This window comes from uncultured Succinatimonas sp., from assembly GCF_905203285.1.
GTDB lineage: Bacteria > Pseudomonadota > Gammaproteobacteria > Enterobacterales > Succinivibrionaceae > Succinatimonas.
This window is the reverse complement of sequence record NZ_CAJKVK010000035.1, coordinates 1-18,835: the sequence shown is the minus strand read 5'-3', so window position 1 is coordinate 18,835 and position 18,835 is coordinate 1. Positions and strand designations below refer to the sequence as shown.

Genomic DNA, 18,835 nt, shown 5'->3' with positions numbered 1-18,835 from the left:
ACTAAGGAGCCTTATATGAAAAGCGCACTATGGATCTTAAATATATTTGCTGCCATTGCGCTCACAACCGGATGTGCCACCCAGATTACATCAGATACAGCTTCGCAGCCGACCGCTGAAAAAGTTTCAACTTTTTCAGAATTTACAACCGATTACTTTACTTTAAAAGTTCCTTCAGATTGGCAGGTAATTCGTGCTCAGGGGCCCCAAGCTCCAGCCTTCATATCTTTAATCAACACAAATGCCAACGCTGCATTTAATTTACGCATTACCCGTTCCACGCTTTCTATTGACGATTTATGCCAATTGGCTGCAAAAGGTATCGTTGCAAACCGCGGAGACATATACGACGGTCCGTCTATAAACTACGGAACCTGCAAGATAAAAGCCCATAGTCCCGGCGGACTTGATTTTAAAATAAGAATGCGTGCCTATGATGACGGTGATGTCGCCGTAATAAATTACCTTGGTGATGAAGAAGTGGTAAATAAGCTGCTTTTAAATCTTGAGGGTAATGAAAAAATCATGAGCTTAATCGCTGAGCCTCTTTAGCTTTAAAACTCGCTTAATCATTATTTTGTCTAATTCAAAAACGTTTTGATGTTTTTGCTATACTTTCTTTGTTTTTAAATTTTGATCTCAAGAGTCTATATGATGAAACAATTTCTTTTGCCTTTATTTTTCACTGCAGGTTTATGCGCCTGCGGCTCTTCATATGAAGAACAAAACAATTCCTCACTACCCGGATCTTCTCTTTCTCAAATCAATCACTCAGTAACTACTGTCGCAAACGATTTTTTCAGTATTGACGTCCCTGACAATTGGGAAATTTTCAGTAAAGAAGGTCCGTCAATGCCTGCGCATGTAAGTGTTAATAAAAAAGACGGATCTGCCCTTGTAACTATCGGGGTTACCAGAAGTTCACGCACGATTGAAGAAACCTGCAAACTTGTTGCCAACAATCTTGTTGATGATCAAAAAAATTTAACCGCGCCGGCAAAAGTGGAATTCGGAACCTGCAAAGTTCAGGCGAATGTAGATGGAAAACCTATAGGCATGTGGATGCGTTCATATCCTGACAGATCGCTTTATTCCATTTATTATGAAGGGGAACTTTCAGAGGTAAACGAAATTCTTACCAGCCTTCAGGGAAATGAACAAATGATGATGCTGTTGGTTCAGCCTCTTTAACAAAACTTAAAATTTCTGCAGCAAAAGCATCAGCTGTTGCTGCAGGATAAAATCATACCTTGAAAATATAATTTTCTTTACGCGGAGCAGGAAGAGGCTCCTCATCTGCATAACCTAAAATACAGTGCCCGATTCCGACATATTTCCCTTCTATGCCTAAAGATTTAAGAAGTTCCTGACCAAAAGGCGACTCAAATTCCTGCTTGGCGCGATGAACCCAGCAGCTGCCGAAGCCCTCAGCGTGCGCGGCATTTAATAAATTTCCCAAAACCAAAGCACCGTCTTCAATATAAGTAGGAATAGAACTGTCCGCTAAAACAGCAATAACTACCGGAGCTCCGTAAAAAGGATCTTTATCTTTACCTGCAACTTCCGCATTAATTTTTGAAAGCTTGTCTCTTACGGTCTTATCCGTAATTGCAATAATAATAGCTGACTGCTTACCCATTCCGCTTGGTGCATAAGTTCCGGCTTTTAGAATACGCTCTAAAACATCTTGAGGAACCATGTCAGGTTTATATTTGCGTATGGCACGGCGAGTCAACAGATTATTTAAAGACTCTTTCATATCAGCCTCCGATCTTTGTTTAGCTAAAATCTTTCCTGCTAATTTAGCCTTATTTAGACTTTTGCAACGTACCAAAGGTCACAAAAGATATTTTTCCTTAATTAAAGGCAAAAAGTCTCTATCTGCAGGAACCCATTTAAAGTCAAAAATATTAAGAGCGTTAACCCATTGTAAAGCCGTATGCTCAATAAGAGAAGGATAATTACCTTCTTCTAATTCACACTCGAAAACATCCATCTGTAATTTAAAATCAGGATAATCAAAAGTACAAACCGTAATCTTATTGTTAACTTTTATCCTGCAGTTAAGTTCTTCTTTTATTTCACGGATACATGTGTCCTGAGGATCTTCGTAAGGTTCAACCTTTCCTCCTGGCAACTCCCAAAATCCGCCTAATCTTTTATTTAAAGGACGTAAAGCAGCTAAAAAAGATTTATTTTTTACAATTAAAGCTGCACTTACCCTAACTATCTTTTTATCCATATTTATCCTTCAAAGTTTGTGTCCTGCATAATCTGCTATTGCTTTATCCAAAATAGCCATGCCTTCCTTTAAAAGCTTTTCATCAAGATTTAACATCGGTTCGATTCTTATCCAATTAGCCCCGATACGCATCGTATAAAGCCCTAAATCAAAAGCTCTCTTAATTATTTTTTGGCATGCCTTATTATCATCCTCATGAGAGTTTATGCTTTTAACCCATAATCCGTACGCAAGCCCTAATCCCGTGTACTTTTCTATGACCGAAGGGTATTTCTGCTTTAACTTTTTAAGTTCATCTTGCAGAATCTCTATATTTTTATGCAGATTATTCTGAAAGCCCTTTGATTCAATCAAATTAAAATTATAAAGACCGCGCGCGCATGCCTCGGAATTTCCCGCCATGGAAAAAGCATGCTCACAAGGACCTAATGCCTGCATGAATTCCTTTCTGCCAAGAATCGCTCCAAGCGGAATGCCTCCGCCAATATGCTTGCCCATAGTCACGGCATCGGGAAAAACATCAGGATAATTTTCAATAGAGAAAAACGGACCGGTTCGATAAAAGGCCATTTGAACCTCATCCGCAATAAAAGCGCAGTGATGCTTTCTGCTTAAAGAATAGATCTCATGCATAAGCCTTTGATGCATGGGAAGCATCCCCATATCACCCTGAATCGGCTCCACGATAAATCCTGCAATCGTATCGCAGTCAAGCGCTTTTATCTTTTCGAGAACACCGTCAATTCGTTCATCATCAGCATTTTCATCACAAAAAGGCATCGCATAAATCTCACCTACCATCGGTGCAAATTTATTTGAAAGTCTGCCGGGAAGAGAAGTTAAAGAGGCTGCTCCGAACGTCGTACCGTGATAATCTCCTTCAAAAGTAACAATCTTTTGGCGTCCCGTATACGCTCGTGAAAACTTAATTGCCGCATCATTGGTATCAGATCCGCATACGCTAAAAGCTATCTGAGAAGAAAATCCGCCGGGAAATTTTTTAACAAGTCTTTTTGCGTATTCAATTTGATTTACACCGCTTGCGTAAGGAAACGGGAATGAACCGAACTTAAAATCATCCTTTATACCGTAGCCTAAACACATGGTGCAGGCACCTGAGGTAAAATCAAGATAACGCTTGTTATCAACGCTTATTAAATAAGGGCCTTCGGCAATTTTAACCACTAAAGGAAGCTCTGCAATATGCTGAACCGGAGCAATCAGCTCCTTATCCGCATCAAGATATTCTTCAACAATTTTATTCATATATAACAATAAATTATATATTTATCAGTTTTACTTCGCTTAAAGCATATAAGCTGTAAAAAGGAACTTGCCTTTCTACAGCTTACATTTAATTTTACTTAAGAAAATCCTAACATTGATAAGTTGCGGCAATCTTATAAATCTGCTCACAATCGGCACGATTTAATACCATAAAATGCCCTTCCGTATGTTCATCAATACCTAAGAGGTTAAGCATTTTGGGAATATCTTCAGCTTTAGCTCCGATATCCGCAAAAGACAGAGGCATTCCGATTGATTTAAAGAAAGAACGTAATGCGCTGATGCCCTGCTTTGCGGTACGTGACGGATCTTCAAAATCCATTGAAACTCCGAACACGCGATTGGCAAATTGAGCAAAACGCATAACGTTATGAGTAAATGTATATTCCATCCATGCAGGGAACATTACTGCAAGTCCGGCGCCATGGGCTACGTCATAAAGAGCTGAAAGTTGATGCTCCAAATGATGCGTTGCCCAATCCTGTTCACGTCCGACGCCGCAAATATTATTATGTGCCAACGTTCCTGCCCACATTAAATTTGCGCGAGCTTCATAATTTGTAGGATCGGCAAGCACTCGAGGAACGGTTTCAATAATTGAAAGCAAAACCGCTTCACATAAACGATCGGTAATTGAAACGTCTTTGGTATTGGTAAAATAACGCTCCATTACATGAGCCATCATATCCACCGCACCGCAAGCCGTTTGATAATTTGGAAGAGTTACGGTAAGTTCAGGATCCATAACGGCAAATAAAGGCACATTAAACTCTGTGCTAAGTCCCTGTTTAATAACCTTTCCGTTAATTTCTTTTTGAATCACGGCACTGTTTGATCCTTCAGAGCCTGCAGCAGGAATTGTAAGAACCACGCCGGTCTTAAGTGCTTTGGTAACGCGCTTGCCGCCGACATAAAAATCATCAAAAAAATCACCGTCGTTAACAATTCCGATTGCAGCAGCTTTTGCCGTATCGATAACGCTGCCGCCGCCAACGGCCAAAACAAAGTCCACATCGTTCTGCCGTCCAAGTTCAATTGCTTTGTAAACTAAGTCGGCGCGGGGATTGGGCTTAACTCCGCCTATTAACACATAAAAAATGCCTGAATCTTTTAATGATTTTTCCACGCGATCAAGAAGTCCAGATCTGACGCAGGAACCCCCACCGTATACCAATAGAACTCGGGATTTCCCGGCTTCCTTTACATAACTTCCGGTATTTTCTTCGACTTTTCGACCGAAGTAATACTGCGTAGGCCGATAAAAATCAAAATTATCCATGATGCTACCCCTTATCTATGAACACGGCTTGCCGATTTTTGCAAAAAATAACAAATCATTAATAAAAGGCGATTTCTCAAAGTCACAGGTTCTGACTATGGAATCAACCTTATAGTATCTTTTTAAGATGAGATTAGTCCAATACTTTTCATTATGCTGCACGTCGGCAAGATAAATATATTTATTTGCCTTAAGACTAAAAGGAGATACGATAATTTCATCTTGTTTGGCATCAAGCTGTGACTTTATCTCATATTGTCTTATCTTATTATCGCTGTAAGCCTGTGTGTAGCCTACGGCAGTACTTACACCGCTTGCAAAAACAAAAAGCGAAGCTAAAACTATTATGCCCTTTTGTAATCTAACGGATAAAAGAGCCTCTCCTCTTACATATAAAATATCCATTAAACCGAGAACTCCGGGGATCGCGAACATGGTAAAGGGAGCTGCAGAACGCGCCGGAAAATTAGGCGAGGCAATCATTACCGCCAGAGAAACAAAAGCTATCAGAATAAGCCACAAAGATGCGTAATACTGATAAGGATAAGCATACTGTAAATATAAAGATCTAATCTTATATAAAGCTAATATAAAAGCTGCAATCAATAAAATCTGCGTTGCTAAGGAAACAAAGAAAATTTCAAGTGATACAAAAAGATGGGAAGTATAATCAAATCCCTTGGCTTCCATAGAATCAAGACGGGCTTCGTTGCCTGGGGCCAGAATTAAAATAAAAAATCCTACGCACAATCCTATAAAGCCCCACAGCTGCCATGAAGTAAGCTTTTTGTGGTAATAGTTATACGCACAAAATAAGAAGGTTCCGGCACAAGCTGCTGCACTGTTGTTTTCATTAGACCATCCGGCAATAATGCCCAAAGCAAACATTCCGATAACTGCCAAAGTGCCTGAATCAACTTTGTCTCGGCAAAACGACAGGCGGTACGGAAGTAAAAAATACATAATAATTACTACCGTAACCAAGTAATTACAGCTGCTTACGATATTAAACACCACCTCTCCGAAATTGCGCATACAAATCCATAAAAAGGCAGTGATAAAAAACAGAGGAAACAGTTTTAAATTTTTAAGCGTCGGCTTAATGCCATAGGCATGATAATAAATGCCAAGCACAAGAGCCAAATAACATAAAGCAGTAAAAATCGCGTTATATGGTTTGCCGATGAAAAGTAAAAACTGAGCAAACAAGTGTGCAATCGTTCTTCCGCCCCAGTCAAAATAATGACGATACTGTGAGATGAAAATTTCAGATACCGACGCTACGACATCATTAGTACCTTCAACTAACATGTAGCGGTAATCATTGGCAAAATAAGGAGCTAAAAAGGCACAGACTCCGATAAAAATAAACCACAGCAATAAATATGAATAAGAATAAAAAGCGTTACTGCTTCGCATTTTAGTTTTTAATCTCCGCAAAAAAGCCCGGAGGCAACGCTCTATATTTTAACCTCGCGTTTTGCCTATAGTTATTTTTGTTGTTGTAAATTAACGAAAAAGTAAACAACTCGGCTTTTTAGCGCCAACTCAATGCTAAAATAACATCCGTTTTAATAGATTGATTGTGATAACGATAATCCATGCAAGTATCTTCCCTTATTCAATGTTCCTTCGGCTCTTCACGCAATAAAAAAGTTTTAGGAAATCTGCAGGGTCCTGCCCTGGCTGCTGCAATTTGTACGCTTAAAAACGAGACCAAATCATCGTTACTTATAATTTGCGACAATCCTTTTTCTGTAACGAAGATACAGCAAGACTTACACGCTCTTGCGCCAAGCCTTAAGGTACTTGTTTTCCCTGATTACGAAACACTGCCTTATGACGCTTTGTCCCCGCATCAGGATATTATTTCATCGCGGCTTGAGCTGCTTTCTGAGCTTGCGTCTATTAAAAACAGCGTTGTCATTTTGTCGCTAAATGCGTTAATGGGAAGACTTTGCCCTACCGATTACGTGGCAAAATACTCTTTTGTCTTGAAAAAAGGCGAAACGAAAGACATCAACGCCCTACGCCAATCTCTTGTAAATAACGGATATCTGCAAGTAGCTCAGGTTTTAGAACACGGCGAATTTGCAGTGCGCGGATCAATTTTAGATATTTTCCCCATGGGCAGCGACGAACCGTTTCGTATTGATTTTTTTGATGATGAAGTAGATTCCATTAGAACTTTTGATGTTGAAAATCAGCGTTCGCTTAAAGAAATTGATGCAATTAAACTTTTACCTGCGCATGAATTTCCATTGGATAAAGAAGGGATCTCCGCATTTAGAAGCAATTACCGCGACGCTTTTCCTTCCGTAAATTTAAATTCCCACACTATTTATCAATCTATTTCAAAAGGAGCGATCCCTGCCGGAATTGAATATTATCTGCCGCTGTTTTTCGGTAAAAGCTCAACATTCTTTGACTATATAAATAATGATTATTCACTGGTATTGGTAGGGGATATTCAAAAGGCGGCAGAAGATTTTGACATTGAAACCCACAAGCGCGCCGCACTTAACGCCGGCAATGCCGATCATCCGTCACTTCCTGCTTATTCATTGTTTTTAAGTCCTAAAGAGCTTTTTAACAATATTCAAAACTATCCTTACATTTCTCTTTATGAAAATAAACTTAGCACTGAGCAAACAGAAAAACGCGGAGTAAACAACGCAAATTTAAGCAATATCCCCCAAATTGCTTTTTCGCATCAGGATAAAAACAGCTCCGGAAAATTTGTAGCTTTTGCTTCTGATTTCATTGATAAAGGCGGACGCATAATTATTACTGCCGTATCTGAAGGCAGAAGACATTCGTTAAGAGAAATTTTTCCTCAAATACTTGTTGATAAATACGGGCTTAAAGCAGCATCAAGCATCAATGATTTTTTAACTGCCGATGAGCGCCTGATGTTAAGCCTTGCGCCATTTGACAGCGGCGTAATATTTGACGAATTTAAAATTGCTGTCATCACCGAAACCGAGCTTTACGGTTCTCAAGCGGTAAAACAGCGAGTACGCAATAAAAAATCCAGTATTTCTCAGGAAGCGGCCATTAAAAATCTTGCCCAGCTTACCGAAGGACAAGTCGTTGTACATATCGATCATGGCATCGGTCGCTACCGCGGACTTAAAACGCTTACCATAGGCGATGTAAAAGGAGAATTTTTAACAATTGAATATCAAGGTGGGGATATCCTCAACATCCCTATCACCGCTTTAAATAAAGTTGCCCGCTACAGCGGTTCTGAAAATCCCCAGTTATCAAGATTAGGAACCGATGCTTGGGGCAAGAAAAAGCAAAAAGCCGCACAAAAAGTAAGAGATGTTGCAGCCGAACTCCTTGATTTGTACGCCCGTCGTGAATCTCGACCGGGACATTCATTTAATATTGATCAAAGAGCACTTGAGGAGTTTGCTTCAGGTTTTGGCTATGAAGAAACCCCCGATCAGCTTGCAGCCATAAACGCCACGCTAAATGACATGCAGCAGGGGAAGCCTATGGATCGTCTTGTGTGCGGAGACGTAGGCTTTGGTAAAACTGAAGTTGCCCTTAGAGCAGCTTTTGTTGCCGCCAATTCAGGAATGCAGGTTGCCGTTCTCGTTCCCACAACAATTCTCGCCGAGCAGCATTATCAGAACTTCAAAGAACGTTTTGCCGGTACGGCAATCGTAGTTGAAGAATTAAGCCGATTTAAAAGTACCAAAGAGCAAAACGAGATTTTAAAGAAATTGGCATCAGGCGGCGTTGATATCGTTATCGGTACGCATAAGCTGTTGTCTAAAACCGTTAAATTTAAAAATCTGGGACTGGTTATTGTTGACGAAGAACATCGCTTTGGCGTCAAGCAAAAGGAAAAACTTAAAGAGCTGCGCGCCGAAGTTGATTTGCTGACACTTACCGCAACCCCTATTCCAAGAACTCTCAATATGGCAATGGAAGGCATGCGCGAATTGTCAATTATTGCCACGCCTCCTGAACATCGGCTTGCGGTAAAAACCTTCGTTTCAGAAAACTCCGATCAATTGTGCCGAGAAGCAATCATGCGCGAGCTGCGACGCGGCGGACAGGTTTATTACCTGCACAATGATGTTGCTACCATAAATCAAAAGGCTGAATACCTGCAAAAACTCGTTCCGGAAGCAAAAATCGGTATCGGACATGGACAGATGGCAGAAAGAGAGCTGCAAAAAGTAATGCGCGATTTTTATCACCAGCGCTTCAATCTGCTTTTATGCTCCACCATCATTGAAAACGGTCTTGACGTATCAAGTGCCAATACCATTATTATCGATCGTGCTGATTTATTAGGCCTTGCCCAGCTGCATCAAATTCGCGGACGCGTCGGCAGATCACACCATCAGGCATATGCATATCTTTTTACACCGCCCAAAACTTTAATTACCAAAGATGCAAAAAGAAGACTTGATGCCATTGCCTCAATGGAAGAGCTCGGAGCAGGATTCGTTCTTGCAACGCACGATCTGGAAATTCGCGGCGCCGGTGAACTTTTGGGCGAAGAACAATCAGGACAAATTGAATCCGTAGGCTTCTCTTTATACATGGAAATGCTCGAAGCTGCGGTAAAAGCATTAAAGAACGGTCGTGAACCTTCACTTGCCGAACTGACATTAAATGAATGCGACATCAATCTTCATATACCGGCTTTGCTCCCTGATGACTATATCGGCGATATCAATACCAGATTGTCTTTTTATAAACGTTTATCCGCATGTACCACGCCAGAGGATTTTGAAGATCTTAAAGTGGAACTTATCGATCGTTACGGATTTTTACCGCAGAGCGCCGAAAACCTTTTTGCCATATCCAAACTTAAAAAGACCGCAGGAGATCTCGGAATTGTAAAAATTCTCGGTGACGGCAGAGGCGGTTTAATCGAGTTTAATAAAGATCATAAAGTAAAACCTGAGTATTTAATTTCATTAATTACAACCTGTAAACATAATGAATATCGTATGAGCGGACCCAACACACTGCGTTATAACCTTCCTGAAACGGATAAGATGCCAAGGCTTAAATTGATGCAAATGTTAATTAACGCACTCTACGCTCACAGTTATTTATTTTCAGCAAATAACACAAACTAAACCAGAATGCGTTGCTAAGTTGCCGCACAAGAAGAAAAAAGTGCGGCAACTGATTTTTTGTATATGAAGGAACTTATTTAAGTGCACAAACCCGTTTAGAACTTTAGCACGGATCCTTAGATCGCTCTATCGCTTTTAAAGATTACCGCCATGATACGCACAGCAGTTATGATGCTTTTATTGGAACTGCGTTACTTGGCGCCGGGAAAGATTTTGTATTTAAGCAATCAGGACATAAATTCAGCATCGGCCCAATTGCCTTTTTTGACTACACTATGGCAGCATGAATTATTGGATGAATAATCTAACTACTGATGCTTATTTTCTGGGCACAAAAATCACAGTTTTATCACTAAAAGCGATAAACCGGAAAATGATGCGTTGCTACTTAAAGGATCTTTCAGTCTGTAGCATGCAAACGGCGTCTTTGTAGAGTTAGAGACCGGAGGCATATGCTGTAATGCAGACTTTTCATCATTCGGGGCTGCACTTGACATCGGCTATCGATTTTAGAAAACACGACTTTAGATTAATAAAAAAACAAGTGTGACTTAAAATCAAATACCGACAATCTCATTTAAATAAGTTACAAGCGTATAGACACATGGAATAGTCAGCATTGAAGCTATCGTCGAAATAAAAATCCCTTGTGTTATCAAAGAATCATCACGTCTGTTTATAAGGCAAAACATAGTCCCAAGCGTTGCCACCGGCATTGCAAACAAAACCGTATTTACCGTAATAATTATTTTTGAATCGGTAAGCAGCAAAGTTAAACCGTAGACGACAAAGGGCAGAAACAAAAGCCGCATTACACACATGGCGTAAATACCGATATTTCCGCACATCTTTTTTAACGGGATCTGCGCTATGGAAGAGCCGATAATAAGCAAGGCTCCAGGAACTGTAATACTGCCGATCATTTTCATCGGTTCACTTATAAGCGCCGGAAAACCTTTAATTTCAAAATAAACTATAAGAATGGATAAATATGAAGCGATCATTATCGGATTTATCAAAAACTTGTAGTCAAAATGAAGTTTCTGCTGCCCGCCGCTTACAAAAAACATGCCAAGAGAAAAAATAAATAATGAATTGGCAAAATTCAGCACTGCCGCAAAAAATATAGCCTCACGACCGAACAATGCGGCAACGACAGGATATCCGATAAAACCTACATTGCCGAAAACAAGCATGAAAGAATACACGCCCAAATCAGCTTTATTTCGCGTAAAAAGTCTGGCTCCCGGAATGGATATAAGCATTATCAAGGCATATGAGACAACACCTACTATACCGAGTGGAACAACTAAATCTGGATCCGGAAGATTTTCTCCCATGACGGAAGATAAAACTAAGGCGGGACAAGAAATATTGATGATAAAACGCGATAAAGCTCTATCAAAATCAGTGTACTGAATTTTGCTTTTATGCGACAAAAAACCTACGGCGATAATAATAAACAAAATCGCCATCTGTAAAAAAATATCGCTCATAAAATTAAAAAACAAAAAACAAACTGAAATCTTTTGCTAAATATTTTTTGTCGTCTGTAATTACAGATCCCGAAAATGCTCTAAAAACAAGCAAAAAACAGGATATCCGACGCTGATTACAACCTTAAAGCTTTATTAACGTTTAGCCTGATCTTCTAAAAAGCGTACGAAATCTTCAAGGGCCGGCTCTGTTTTATCATTTCGACCTGAAATGGATAACAGCACCAAATCGCCTGACGGACCGTAAACTACGCCTTCAACCCCGATATCCGAGCAATAAAAAGACCACGCATCCTCAATTAAATTAGATCGAACCGGCATATCGCATTTTAACTGTTCGGCCGCAACTCTTGAGTAAGCCTGAGCCCCCACATTGCCGGCGCTATCTGCCACATACGTTACGGTAACTGCAATATCCCCGTTATCATGAATATAGCTTAGAGAATTCTCAACGCTAGGATTTGTCTGCACCGACCAAAAACTCGGGCACGGCAGACTATAGTCATAATAATCTTCCGCAAAAGAAACCGAACATGTAAGCGCAGTAAGACCTAAAGTCAAAAATAAGTTTTTCATGATAATCAATGAGATCTAATTAAAAATACAAGCATTAAGACGTGTTTGCATTGTAGCATCATGCAAGATTGATATCCACGAGAAGCGTCGCAAAGCAAATAGAATATCTTTAAAGAAAGGGATGGAGAGAAAAACAGATCCTGAAAAACAGGATCTGTAAAAAGGATTAGCCGCGAAGTTTTGCGACGATTTCGTTGGCAATAACTTCAACAGGGCGATCTGCGTCAATTGCAAAATATGCAGTCTTGCCCTTGGCTGCCAAATCTTTATAAAAATCAACTAAAGGCTCAGTCTGCTTATGGTAAACCTCAAGACGTGAACGAACAGTTGATTCTTCGTCATCAGGACGGATAACCAAATCTTCACCGGTTACGTCATCTTTACCTTCAACCTTAGGAGGATTATAAACGATATGGTAAGTACGACCTGAAGCCAAATGTACGCGACGTCCGGTCATACGCTTAACAATCTTCTCGTCAGGAACCTGCAGCTCAACAACCGCATCAATGGTAATGTCAGCATCAACCAATGCCTGAGCCTGAGGGATAGTACGCGGGAAACCGTCAAACAAAAATCCGTTCTTGCAGTCGTCTTTGGCAATACGCTCTTTTACCAAGCCTAAAATAATGTCATCTGACACAAGATTTCCTGCATCCATTACGGCTTTAGCCTGTTTTCCAAGCTCAGTTCCTTCTTTAATCGCAGCACGAAGCATATCTCCGGTGGAGATCTGAGGAATAGAAAATTCTTTGGTAATGGTTTGTGCTTGAGTGCCCTTTCCTGCACCAGGAGGTCCTAATAAAATAATACGCATGATTTTTCCTTAACTATGCTTTGACTAAAAAAGAAAAAGGAAATGTTTCCAACGTGGACAATTATAACTTAAAAGCCGCCTTTTGTTGTCGTATTACACCCTTAAGTCTCTTGGCTTTATTAAGTTTTTTTCTTAAAAATTTTGCTCTAAAATGACAGGCAAAAATCATAACTAAAAGGATAAGCAAAATGGTGGGCAATGCTCTACTGCTTCTGCATCTTTCCATATTAATTGCCGGTTTTACCGGAATTTTAGGCAAACTTATTGAGCTTGATTCTTTTGTTTTATCAGGCTATCGCTCTATATTTACCGCAGCGATGTTCTTTTGCTTTCTGGCTTTCACCAAAAGTATTATCAAAATCCCTACGCACAATGCAGTAAAAATTACTGCTCTAGGTGTGCTTTTAGGCATTCATTGGATTTTCTTTTACGGATCGATAAAATTTGCCAACGTTTCAATTGCCGTTGTCTGTCTTTCGAGTATGGGATTTTTTACCTCGCTGCTTGAACCTTTGTTTTTAAAAAGAAAATTACAAATTAAAGAAATTATCTACAGCGTAATAAGCATTATCGGAATATTGTTTATTTTCAAATTTGACAGTCAGTATCGCCTTGGCATTATCATCGGATTTATAAGTGCTTTTCTTGCATCAACCTATACGATTTTAAATAAAAAGTTCGTAAGCAGTTATGACGTAAAGACTTTGCTTTTATATGAAATGTTCGGAGCTTCAATATTTTTTATTTTCTGCACCCCTATTTACGTCAGTATTTTTTCCTTTGAAAGATTAATCGGAACACAAAGTGATTACATATATCTTCTTTTATTGTCTTCTGTCTGCACGATAGGTCTTTATCTGCTGCAAATAAGCGTTGTAAAAGTAATTTCAGCCTTTACCGTAAATTTAAGCTATAACCTTGAACCGATTTATTCAATCATCCTTGCCATGATCATCTTTAAAGAAGGGAAAGAACTTAATTTTTCTTTTTATGTAGGACTTGTTCTTATTATTTTATCTGTAGCTTTACAAACATTATCTTCATTAAAAGCGCAAAAACATCGGCTTTCCTAAAAACCATACTTTATCTTTCAAAAGAAAACCCGGTAAGCGTAACACCTGCCGGGTCATACATTTTTTTATCTGTTTAAATTATGTTTTAGCCAATAAGCAGCTCGTTCATGCATTTAACAAATGCACTAGGATCTTTTAAAGCTCCCTGATCGGCAAGCAGCGCCTGCGCGTAAATCAACTCAGCCCATTTGGCAAAACGGCTTTCGTCAATTTCCTCAGATGCCTTAACAATCAGCGGATGAGTAGGATTGATTTCAAGAATATACTTTTCCTCAGGGATCTGCTGACCGGTAGCTTCAAGCAAGCGTCTCATCTGAGCCGTGAGCATATGTCCCTGCTCTCCGACAACACAGCTTGGTGAATCAACCAAACGTGAAGAAACTTTTACGTCAGAAACCTTATCACCCAAGACTTTCTTGATTCTCTCAATAATATCCTTGTGTTCTTTTTCAGCTTCCTGAGTACGCTTTTCCTCTTCTTTATCAGCCAAATCACCAAGCTTTAAATCAGAAGCGGTAACAGCAACAAACTCTTTACCGTCAAACTCGGTTACATTGCCCATGAGCCACTCGTCAATGCGATCCCACATGAGCAATACTTCAATGCCCTTCTTCTTAAAGGTTTCAAGATAAGGTGAAGATGAAGCGGCCTGATAACTTTCAGCAGTCAAATAGTAAATCTTGCTCTGCTCTTTAGGCATACGGGATATGTAATCGGCAAGGCTTACATCCTGAACACTGCTGTCATTATGAGTTGAAGCAAAGCGTAAAAGCTTTAAGACGGCATCACGATTAGAGTAATCTTCAACCGGACCTTCTTTTAAGACATTACCGAACTGTGCGATGAATTTTGCATACTGCTCTTTATCGGCAGAAAGCTTTTCAATCATGGCAAGAGCACGTTTGGTCAAAGCTTTCTTAAGCTTGCGGGTAACAGAGCTTTCCTGCAAGAGCTCGCGCGATACGTTAAGCGGTAAAGAATTGGTATCAACCAAACCTTTAACAAAGCGCAAATAGTTAGGCAGGAATTGTTCAGCGTCATCCATAATAAAGACACGCTGTACAAAAAGCTTCAAGCCGTGCTTATTGTCACGATTGAACAAGTCCCAAGGAGCAACCTGCGGAATGAACAAGAGCGAAGTATATTCAAGCTCACCTTCAACACGGTTATGAGACCAGGTCATAGGATCCTGATAATCCTGACATAAGTGCTGATAGAAGCTCTTGTACTCCTCGTCCTTAATTTCTTTTGCAGGACGCGTCCACAAAGCCTGAGCATTATTTACCTGAACATACTCAAAGACTTTTTCTTTCTTTTCATCCTTGTTTTCTTCACCCTCTTTCGGAGCTTCAAACTTCTCTTCATAAAGCTCTACCGGAGTTGAAATATGATCGGAATACTTGGTAATTGCCTGACGCAAAGTCCAGGTATCAAGAAAATCTTTTGCGTCATCCTTTAAATGCAAAATAACATCGGTTCCGCGCTGATCGCGTTTTATAGTCTCACTGGTATAAGTGCCCTCACCGGTTGACTCCCAACGGACGCCTTCATCAGCACCGACTTTAGCTGAACGGGTTAAAACAGTGACCTTATCAGCGACGATAAATGCAGAGTAGAAACCTACACCGAATTGTCCTATAAGCTGTGAGTTTTTAACGGCATCATCAGACATTCCGGCAATAAAAGCCTCGGTACCGGATTTGGCGATAGTACCCAAATTATCACAGGCTTCCTGCATGGTCATACCCAAACCATTGTCGGAAATGGTTAAAGTACTTGTATCTTTATCAGCACGAATACGAATTCTTAAAACCGGATCGTCTTTGGTTAAATCAGAGTCGGTTAAGGCTAAAAAATGTAATTTATCAATAGCATCGGATGCGTTTGAAATAAGCTCACGAATAAAAACTTCTTTATTTGAATACAAAGAATTGGCTAATAATTTTAAAAGCTTATTAACTTCGGTCTGAAAGCCATGAACCTGTGCAGACATTTTGTAACTAATCTCCTTCAACTCAAAAATACGAAGTAAATTCGTACACAAAGTGCTATATGGGGATTAGTAATATAAAATTCAAGAATATTGCAAAAAAATCAGTAAGGACGTCGATGAGCAAGAGATGCGGCTATAGTCTGCTCATCAATATTATCAAGATCACCGCCTAAAGGAACTCCGCTTGCAAGCTTGCTTACGGAAATATTATGGCGTTTGGCAAGAGCTGCAATATATGAAGCGGTTGCATCACCTTCAACTGTAGGATTAGTAGCCAAAATAAGCTCTTTAACCTCACCTGAGGCAAGTCTTTGCATCAGAATATCAATGCCAAGCTCAGTAGGTCCCACACCGTCTATTGGGGATAAATGCCCGTGCAGTACGAAATACTGCCCGAAATAATTGCCTGAAGACTCAACGGCAAGCAAATCAGAAGGGGTTTCAACCACGCACAACTGTCCTGACTGCTTACGCTTAAAGCTTGCGCAAATAGGACAAATCTCTTCTTCAGAATAATCTCTGCATTGAGAACATAATCCGATTTTTTCCACTGCCTCTTTTAAAGTATCGGCAAGCTGTACAGATTCTTCTCTTCTTCTATCCAAAAGATGATAAGCGATGCGCACAGCTGAGCGCGGACCGATCCCCGGCATAATCTGCAGAGATTTAATTAATTTTTCAAGAAGCGGTGACGCGCTCATAAAAACTTCCTTTCCTACTAAAAAGGCATTTTCATGCCGGGAGGAAGCTGCATGCCGCCGGTTACAGCCTGCATTTTTTCTTTGGTCGCATCTTCAAGACGACGGGCTGCATCATTAAAAGCTGCGGCAATTAAATCTTCGCAAATTTCTTTGTCGTCACTGAAAACTGAGTCATCAATCTCAACACGGCGAACCTGATGAGAACCGTTAACGGTTACTTTGACAAGACCTGCTCCCGCCTCACCGGTTACTTCCAAAGCGGCAATTTCTTCCTGGGCTTTTTTAAGACGTTCCTGAAGCATCTGAGCCTGCTTCATCATGTTTCCCATATTGAACATGTGTTAAAAATCTCCGAGTAATTGATACATTAAAAAAAACAGAAAACAAAATTAAGCACGCGCTGCCAAACGCTGATTGGCGGCACAGATAATTTCCTGAACCTTTTCGTGATCGATTCGGCGTAACGGAATAAAAGGAGACGGCTCCCCGTCTACTTCAAGAATGCGGCGCTCAAGTAAATGAACATCAAGCCAACGTCCGTTTTTATATCCGGTCTTGTGCATAACTCCGGTTTTATCAAAACCGAGTTTACGATGCAAAGATTCACTGCGCGGATTGCCTTCGGTAACGGAAGAATAAACGTTATATACGCCTTGAAGTCTTAAAATATCAATTAAGACTTCCATCATGACAAAACCGTAACCGTGTCCGCGCTGATTCAAATCAATGAAAGCGCGAAGCTCTGCATTCCAAGACATTGCCGGCTGCTCTAGGTTACGATGAGCATAAGCAAAACCGACAACATTTTTGTTATCTTCAACAACTAAAAAAGGATAAGAACGTGAAATCGCATCGATTTTTGCAATACTCTCAGCCAAAGAAGGAACTTCATAAGCCAAAGTAATCGGGGTGTCGATATACTGTTTGCTGATTTCAATCAAAGCTGCAGCGTCATCAGCTGTAGCTAAACGGATAGTAGCCATTGAGATCTCCGAACTCACAAAATTTTTTAAATGTTAAAAGAAGGACTTTTTTCTTTCAAGTACCAAAAACAAAACAAATGAAATTTTTAATTGTTTTTAAGAATTAAGAGCTTCTTTTTCATTTACAAGATGGATATTTTCAAGCTTCTCATAAGAAATAGTCTTATCAATAATACTTTTTATAAGGATATCCAGTTCTTTGCCCTCTGAATAATCCGCAGCTGCAAAAAACCTAATGCGATTATCCTTAAGCATGCGATAAACCTTAGCGCGATTATTGTTTGCCGGATTGTAAACTCCTATAGCATGTCCACCATATACGTTAACAAGCTTCATACAAGGGATATCCGTCGCACTATCGCCTATATAGACAATATTTCTAAACGGAACGCGAAATTCCGAAACCGGGAAATAATCATTTATTCCCTGATCGTTAACATCAAGCATTCCTTTTTCTATACGAAACAAAAATTGGGTTTTATTAGTGTAATTGACAGCTTGTGCCGGCCATACCGCGACTCCGCTTTCATCGTATAAAAACGAACTTGCGTATACTCCTGAAAACACTCCGCGCTTTGCTATAGACGTACCCTCAATCATTTCTTTTAAGCCGGATGAAATAATATAGTGTTCAACGATTACGCCATGCTCTTTACCGTATTGATTAATTCTGTCAAACCATGATTCAACACCGTTAAATAATCTTACCTGCGATCCGTATTCCTCAAGAACTTCTCTGGTTATATATTGTTTACCGTAAGCGCGATTTAACATTAAATACATATAGGCAAGATTTGCGTCCATTCCGTTTTTCATCGCTAAATCGTTTGATACTTGCCAAAAATCTTCAACATTACTGCCCATTGCCTGAATGTAGCCCTGAGCCTGCATATCGTCAGGAGACAATGTCTTATCAAAATCGTAACAAATTGCTAAAACCGGATCTTTTTCTTTTACTTTACGAACGAAGTCATATTCCATAACACACTACCCTTTTTAATCCTATTCATTGATTATATATAGGGAAATGTAAAGAAATATACAAAAACGCTTAATTAGTGCCAAAAAAATACATTTTTTGAAACTACTACACAAAATTTAGATCTACAACCTAAAAATTTATTAATTAACTTGTTCTACTGCTGCCACTTCACGCATCGGCTTTTGCGTATCGCTTGCGTTTTCATTAACAATGACAATTGCAAGCGTAATTACTTCCTTATCGGTAATTCTTAAACCGTATCTCTTTTCCCTGATTTGTTCTTTAGCTTTTGCAAGTT

At 39.8% G+C, this 18,835-nt stretch carries 18 protein-coding genes; 5 read left to right on the top strand and 13 right to left on the bottom strand.

Annotated features, from left to right (window positions below):
- Positions 1-15: 15 nt before the first annotated feature.
- Together QZ019_RS05175 and QZ019_RS05170 are read left to right on the top strand one after the other, a co-directional pair.
- Entirely contained in the window at positions 16-552 is a 537-nt protein-coding gene (locus QZ019_RS05175) for a hypothetical protein (RefSeq protein ID WP_294565043.1), read from the top strand.
- Between the two features lie 99 nt (positions 553-651).
- Complete coding sequence (locus tag QZ019_RS05170) at positions 652-1,191, top strand: hypothetical protein (protein WP_294565046.1); 540 nt, start codon at positions 652-654, stop codon at positions 1,189-1,191.
- Positions 1,192-1,243: 52 nt separating this feature from the next.
- On the opposite strand, the gene QZ019_RS05165 is transcribed toward QZ019_RS05170, so the two are convergent.
- The 5 genes from QZ019_RS05165 to QZ019_RS05145 form a co-directional block, all read right to left on the bottom strand.
- On the bottom strand, positions 1,244-1,759 hold the full coding sequence (locus tag QZ019_RS05165; RefSeq protein ID WP_294565050.1) for a nitroreductase: 516 nt from the start codon (positions 1,757-1,759) through the stop codon (positions 1,244-1,246).
- A 78-nt stretch (positions 1,760-1,837) separates the two neighbouring features.
- On the bottom strand, positions 1,838-2,242 hold the full coding sequence (locus tag QZ019_RS05160; RefSeq protein WP_294565053.1) for a (deoxy)nucleoside triphosphate pyrophosphohydrolase: 405 nt from the start codon (positions 2,240-2,242) through the stop codon (positions 1,838-1,840).
- A gap of 9 nt (positions 2,243-2,251) precedes the next feature.
- Positions 2,252-3,508: an aspartate aminotransferase family protein gene (locus tag QZ019_RS05155; protein ID WP_294565056.1), complete on the bottom strand. Its 1,257-nt coding sequence runs from the start codon at positions 3,506-3,508 to the stop codon at positions 2,252-2,254.
- Between the two features lie 109 nt (positions 3,509-3,617).
- The gene (locus QZ019_RS05150; RefSeq protein ID WP_295482872.1) at positions 3,618-4,808 is read right to left on the bottom strand and encodes an iron-containing alcohol dehydrogenase; all 1,191 of its coding nucleotides are present in this window, start codon (positions 4,806-4,808) and stop codon (positions 3,618-3,620) included.
- A gap of 15 nt (positions 4,809-4,823) precedes the next feature.
- Positions 4,824-6,227 carry a DUF6056 family protein gene (locus QZ019_RS05145; RefSeq protein ID WP_295482869.1) on the bottom strand — a complete coding sequence of 468 codons (1,404 nt, stop codon included), beginning with the start codon at positions 6,225-6,227 and terminating at the stop codon, positions 4,824-4,826.
- A 182-nt stretch (positions 6,228-6,409) separates the two neighbouring features.
- Between QZ019_RS05145 and mfd the strand changes: the two genes are divergently transcribed.
- Together mfd and QZ019_RS05135 are read left to right on the top strand one after the other, a co-directional pair.
- Positions 6,410-9,919 (top strand): transcription-repair coupling factor, encoded by a 3,510-nt coding sequence (mfd, locus tag QZ019_RS05140; protein WP_295482868.1) that lies wholly within the window; start codon positions 6,410-6,412, stop codon positions 9,917-9,919.
- A gap of 150 nt (positions 9,920-10,069) precedes the next feature.
- Complete coding sequence (locus QZ019_RS05135; RefSeq protein ID WP_294565067.1) at positions 10,070-10,222, top strand: hypothetical protein; 153 nt, start codon at positions 10,070-10,072, stop codon at positions 10,220-10,222.
- A gap of 254 nt (positions 10,223-10,476) precedes the next feature.
- Here QZ019_RS05135 and QZ019_RS05130 read toward each other — a convergent pair whose 3' ends face one another.
- The 3 genes from QZ019_RS05130 to adk all read right to left on the bottom strand — a co-directional run bounded on the left by QZ019_RS05130 (position 10,477) and on the right by adk (position 12,805).
- Positions 10,477-11,415, bottom strand: a complete 939-nt coding sequence (locus QZ019_RS05130) for an AEC family transporter (protein ID WP_294565070.1) — start codon at positions 11,413-11,415, stop codon at positions 10,477-10,479.
- Between the two features lie 135 nt (positions 11,416-11,550).
- Positions 11,551-11,991, bottom strand: a complete 441-nt coding sequence (locus tag QZ019_RS05125; RefSeq protein WP_294565074.1) for a hypothetical protein — start codon at positions 11,989-11,991, stop codon at positions 11,551-11,553.
- Positions 11,992-12,157: 166 nt separating this feature from the next.
- The gene (adk, locus tag QZ019_RS05120; RefSeq protein WP_295482864.1) at positions 12,158-12,805 is read right to left on the bottom strand and encodes an adenylate kinase; all 648 of its coding nucleotides are present in this window, start codon (positions 12,803-12,805) and stop codon (positions 12,158-12,160) included.
- Positions 12,806-12,993: 188 nt separating this feature from the next.
- Between adk and QZ019_RS05115 the strand changes: the two genes are divergently transcribed.
- Positions 12,994-13,878: a DMT family transporter gene (locus QZ019_RS05115; RefSeq protein ID WP_294565080.1), complete on the top strand. Its 885-nt coding sequence runs from the start codon at positions 12,994-12,996 to the stop codon at positions 13,876-13,878.
- An 85-nt stretch (positions 13,879-13,963) separates the two neighbouring features.
- Here QZ019_RS05115 and htpG read toward each other — a convergent pair whose 3' ends face one another.
- The 5 genes from htpG to QZ019_RS05090 all read right to left on the bottom strand — a co-directional run bounded on the left by htpG (position 13,964) and on the right by QZ019_RS05090 (position 18,536).
- On the bottom strand, positions 13,964-15,883 hold the full coding sequence (gene htpG / locus QZ019_RS05110; RefSeq protein ID WP_294565405.1) for a molecular chaperone HtpG: 1,920 nt from the start codon (positions 15,881-15,883) through the stop codon (positions 13,964-13,966).
- Positions 15,884-15,972: 89 nt separating this feature from the next.
- The gene (recR, locus tag QZ019_RS05105) at positions 15,973-16,572 is read right to left on the bottom strand and encodes a recombination mediator RecR (protein ID WP_294565083.1); all 600 of its coding nucleotides are present in this window, start codon (positions 16,570-16,572) and stop codon (positions 15,973-15,975) included.
- A 17-nt stretch (positions 16,573-16,589) separates the two neighbouring features.
- Positions 16,590-16,910, bottom strand: a complete 321-nt coding sequence (locus tag QZ019_RS05100; protein WP_009144223.1) for a YbaB/EbfC family nucleoid-associated protein — start codon at positions 16,908-16,910, stop codon at positions 16,590-16,592.
- A gap of 51 nt (positions 16,911-16,961) precedes the next feature.
- Complete coding sequence (locus QZ019_RS05095; RefSeq protein WP_294565089.1) at positions 16,962-17,555, bottom strand: GNAT family N-acetyltransferase; 594 nt, start codon at positions 17,553-17,555, stop codon at positions 16,962-16,964.
- A gap of 96 nt (positions 17,556-17,651) precedes the next feature.
- Positions 17,652-18,536 (bottom strand): HAD family hydrolase, encoded by an 885-nt coding sequence (locus QZ019_RS05090; RefSeq protein ID WP_295482861.1) that lies wholly within the window; start codon positions 18,534-18,536, stop codon positions 17,652-17,654.
- Between the last annotated feature and the right edge of the window lie 299 nt (positions 18,537-18,835).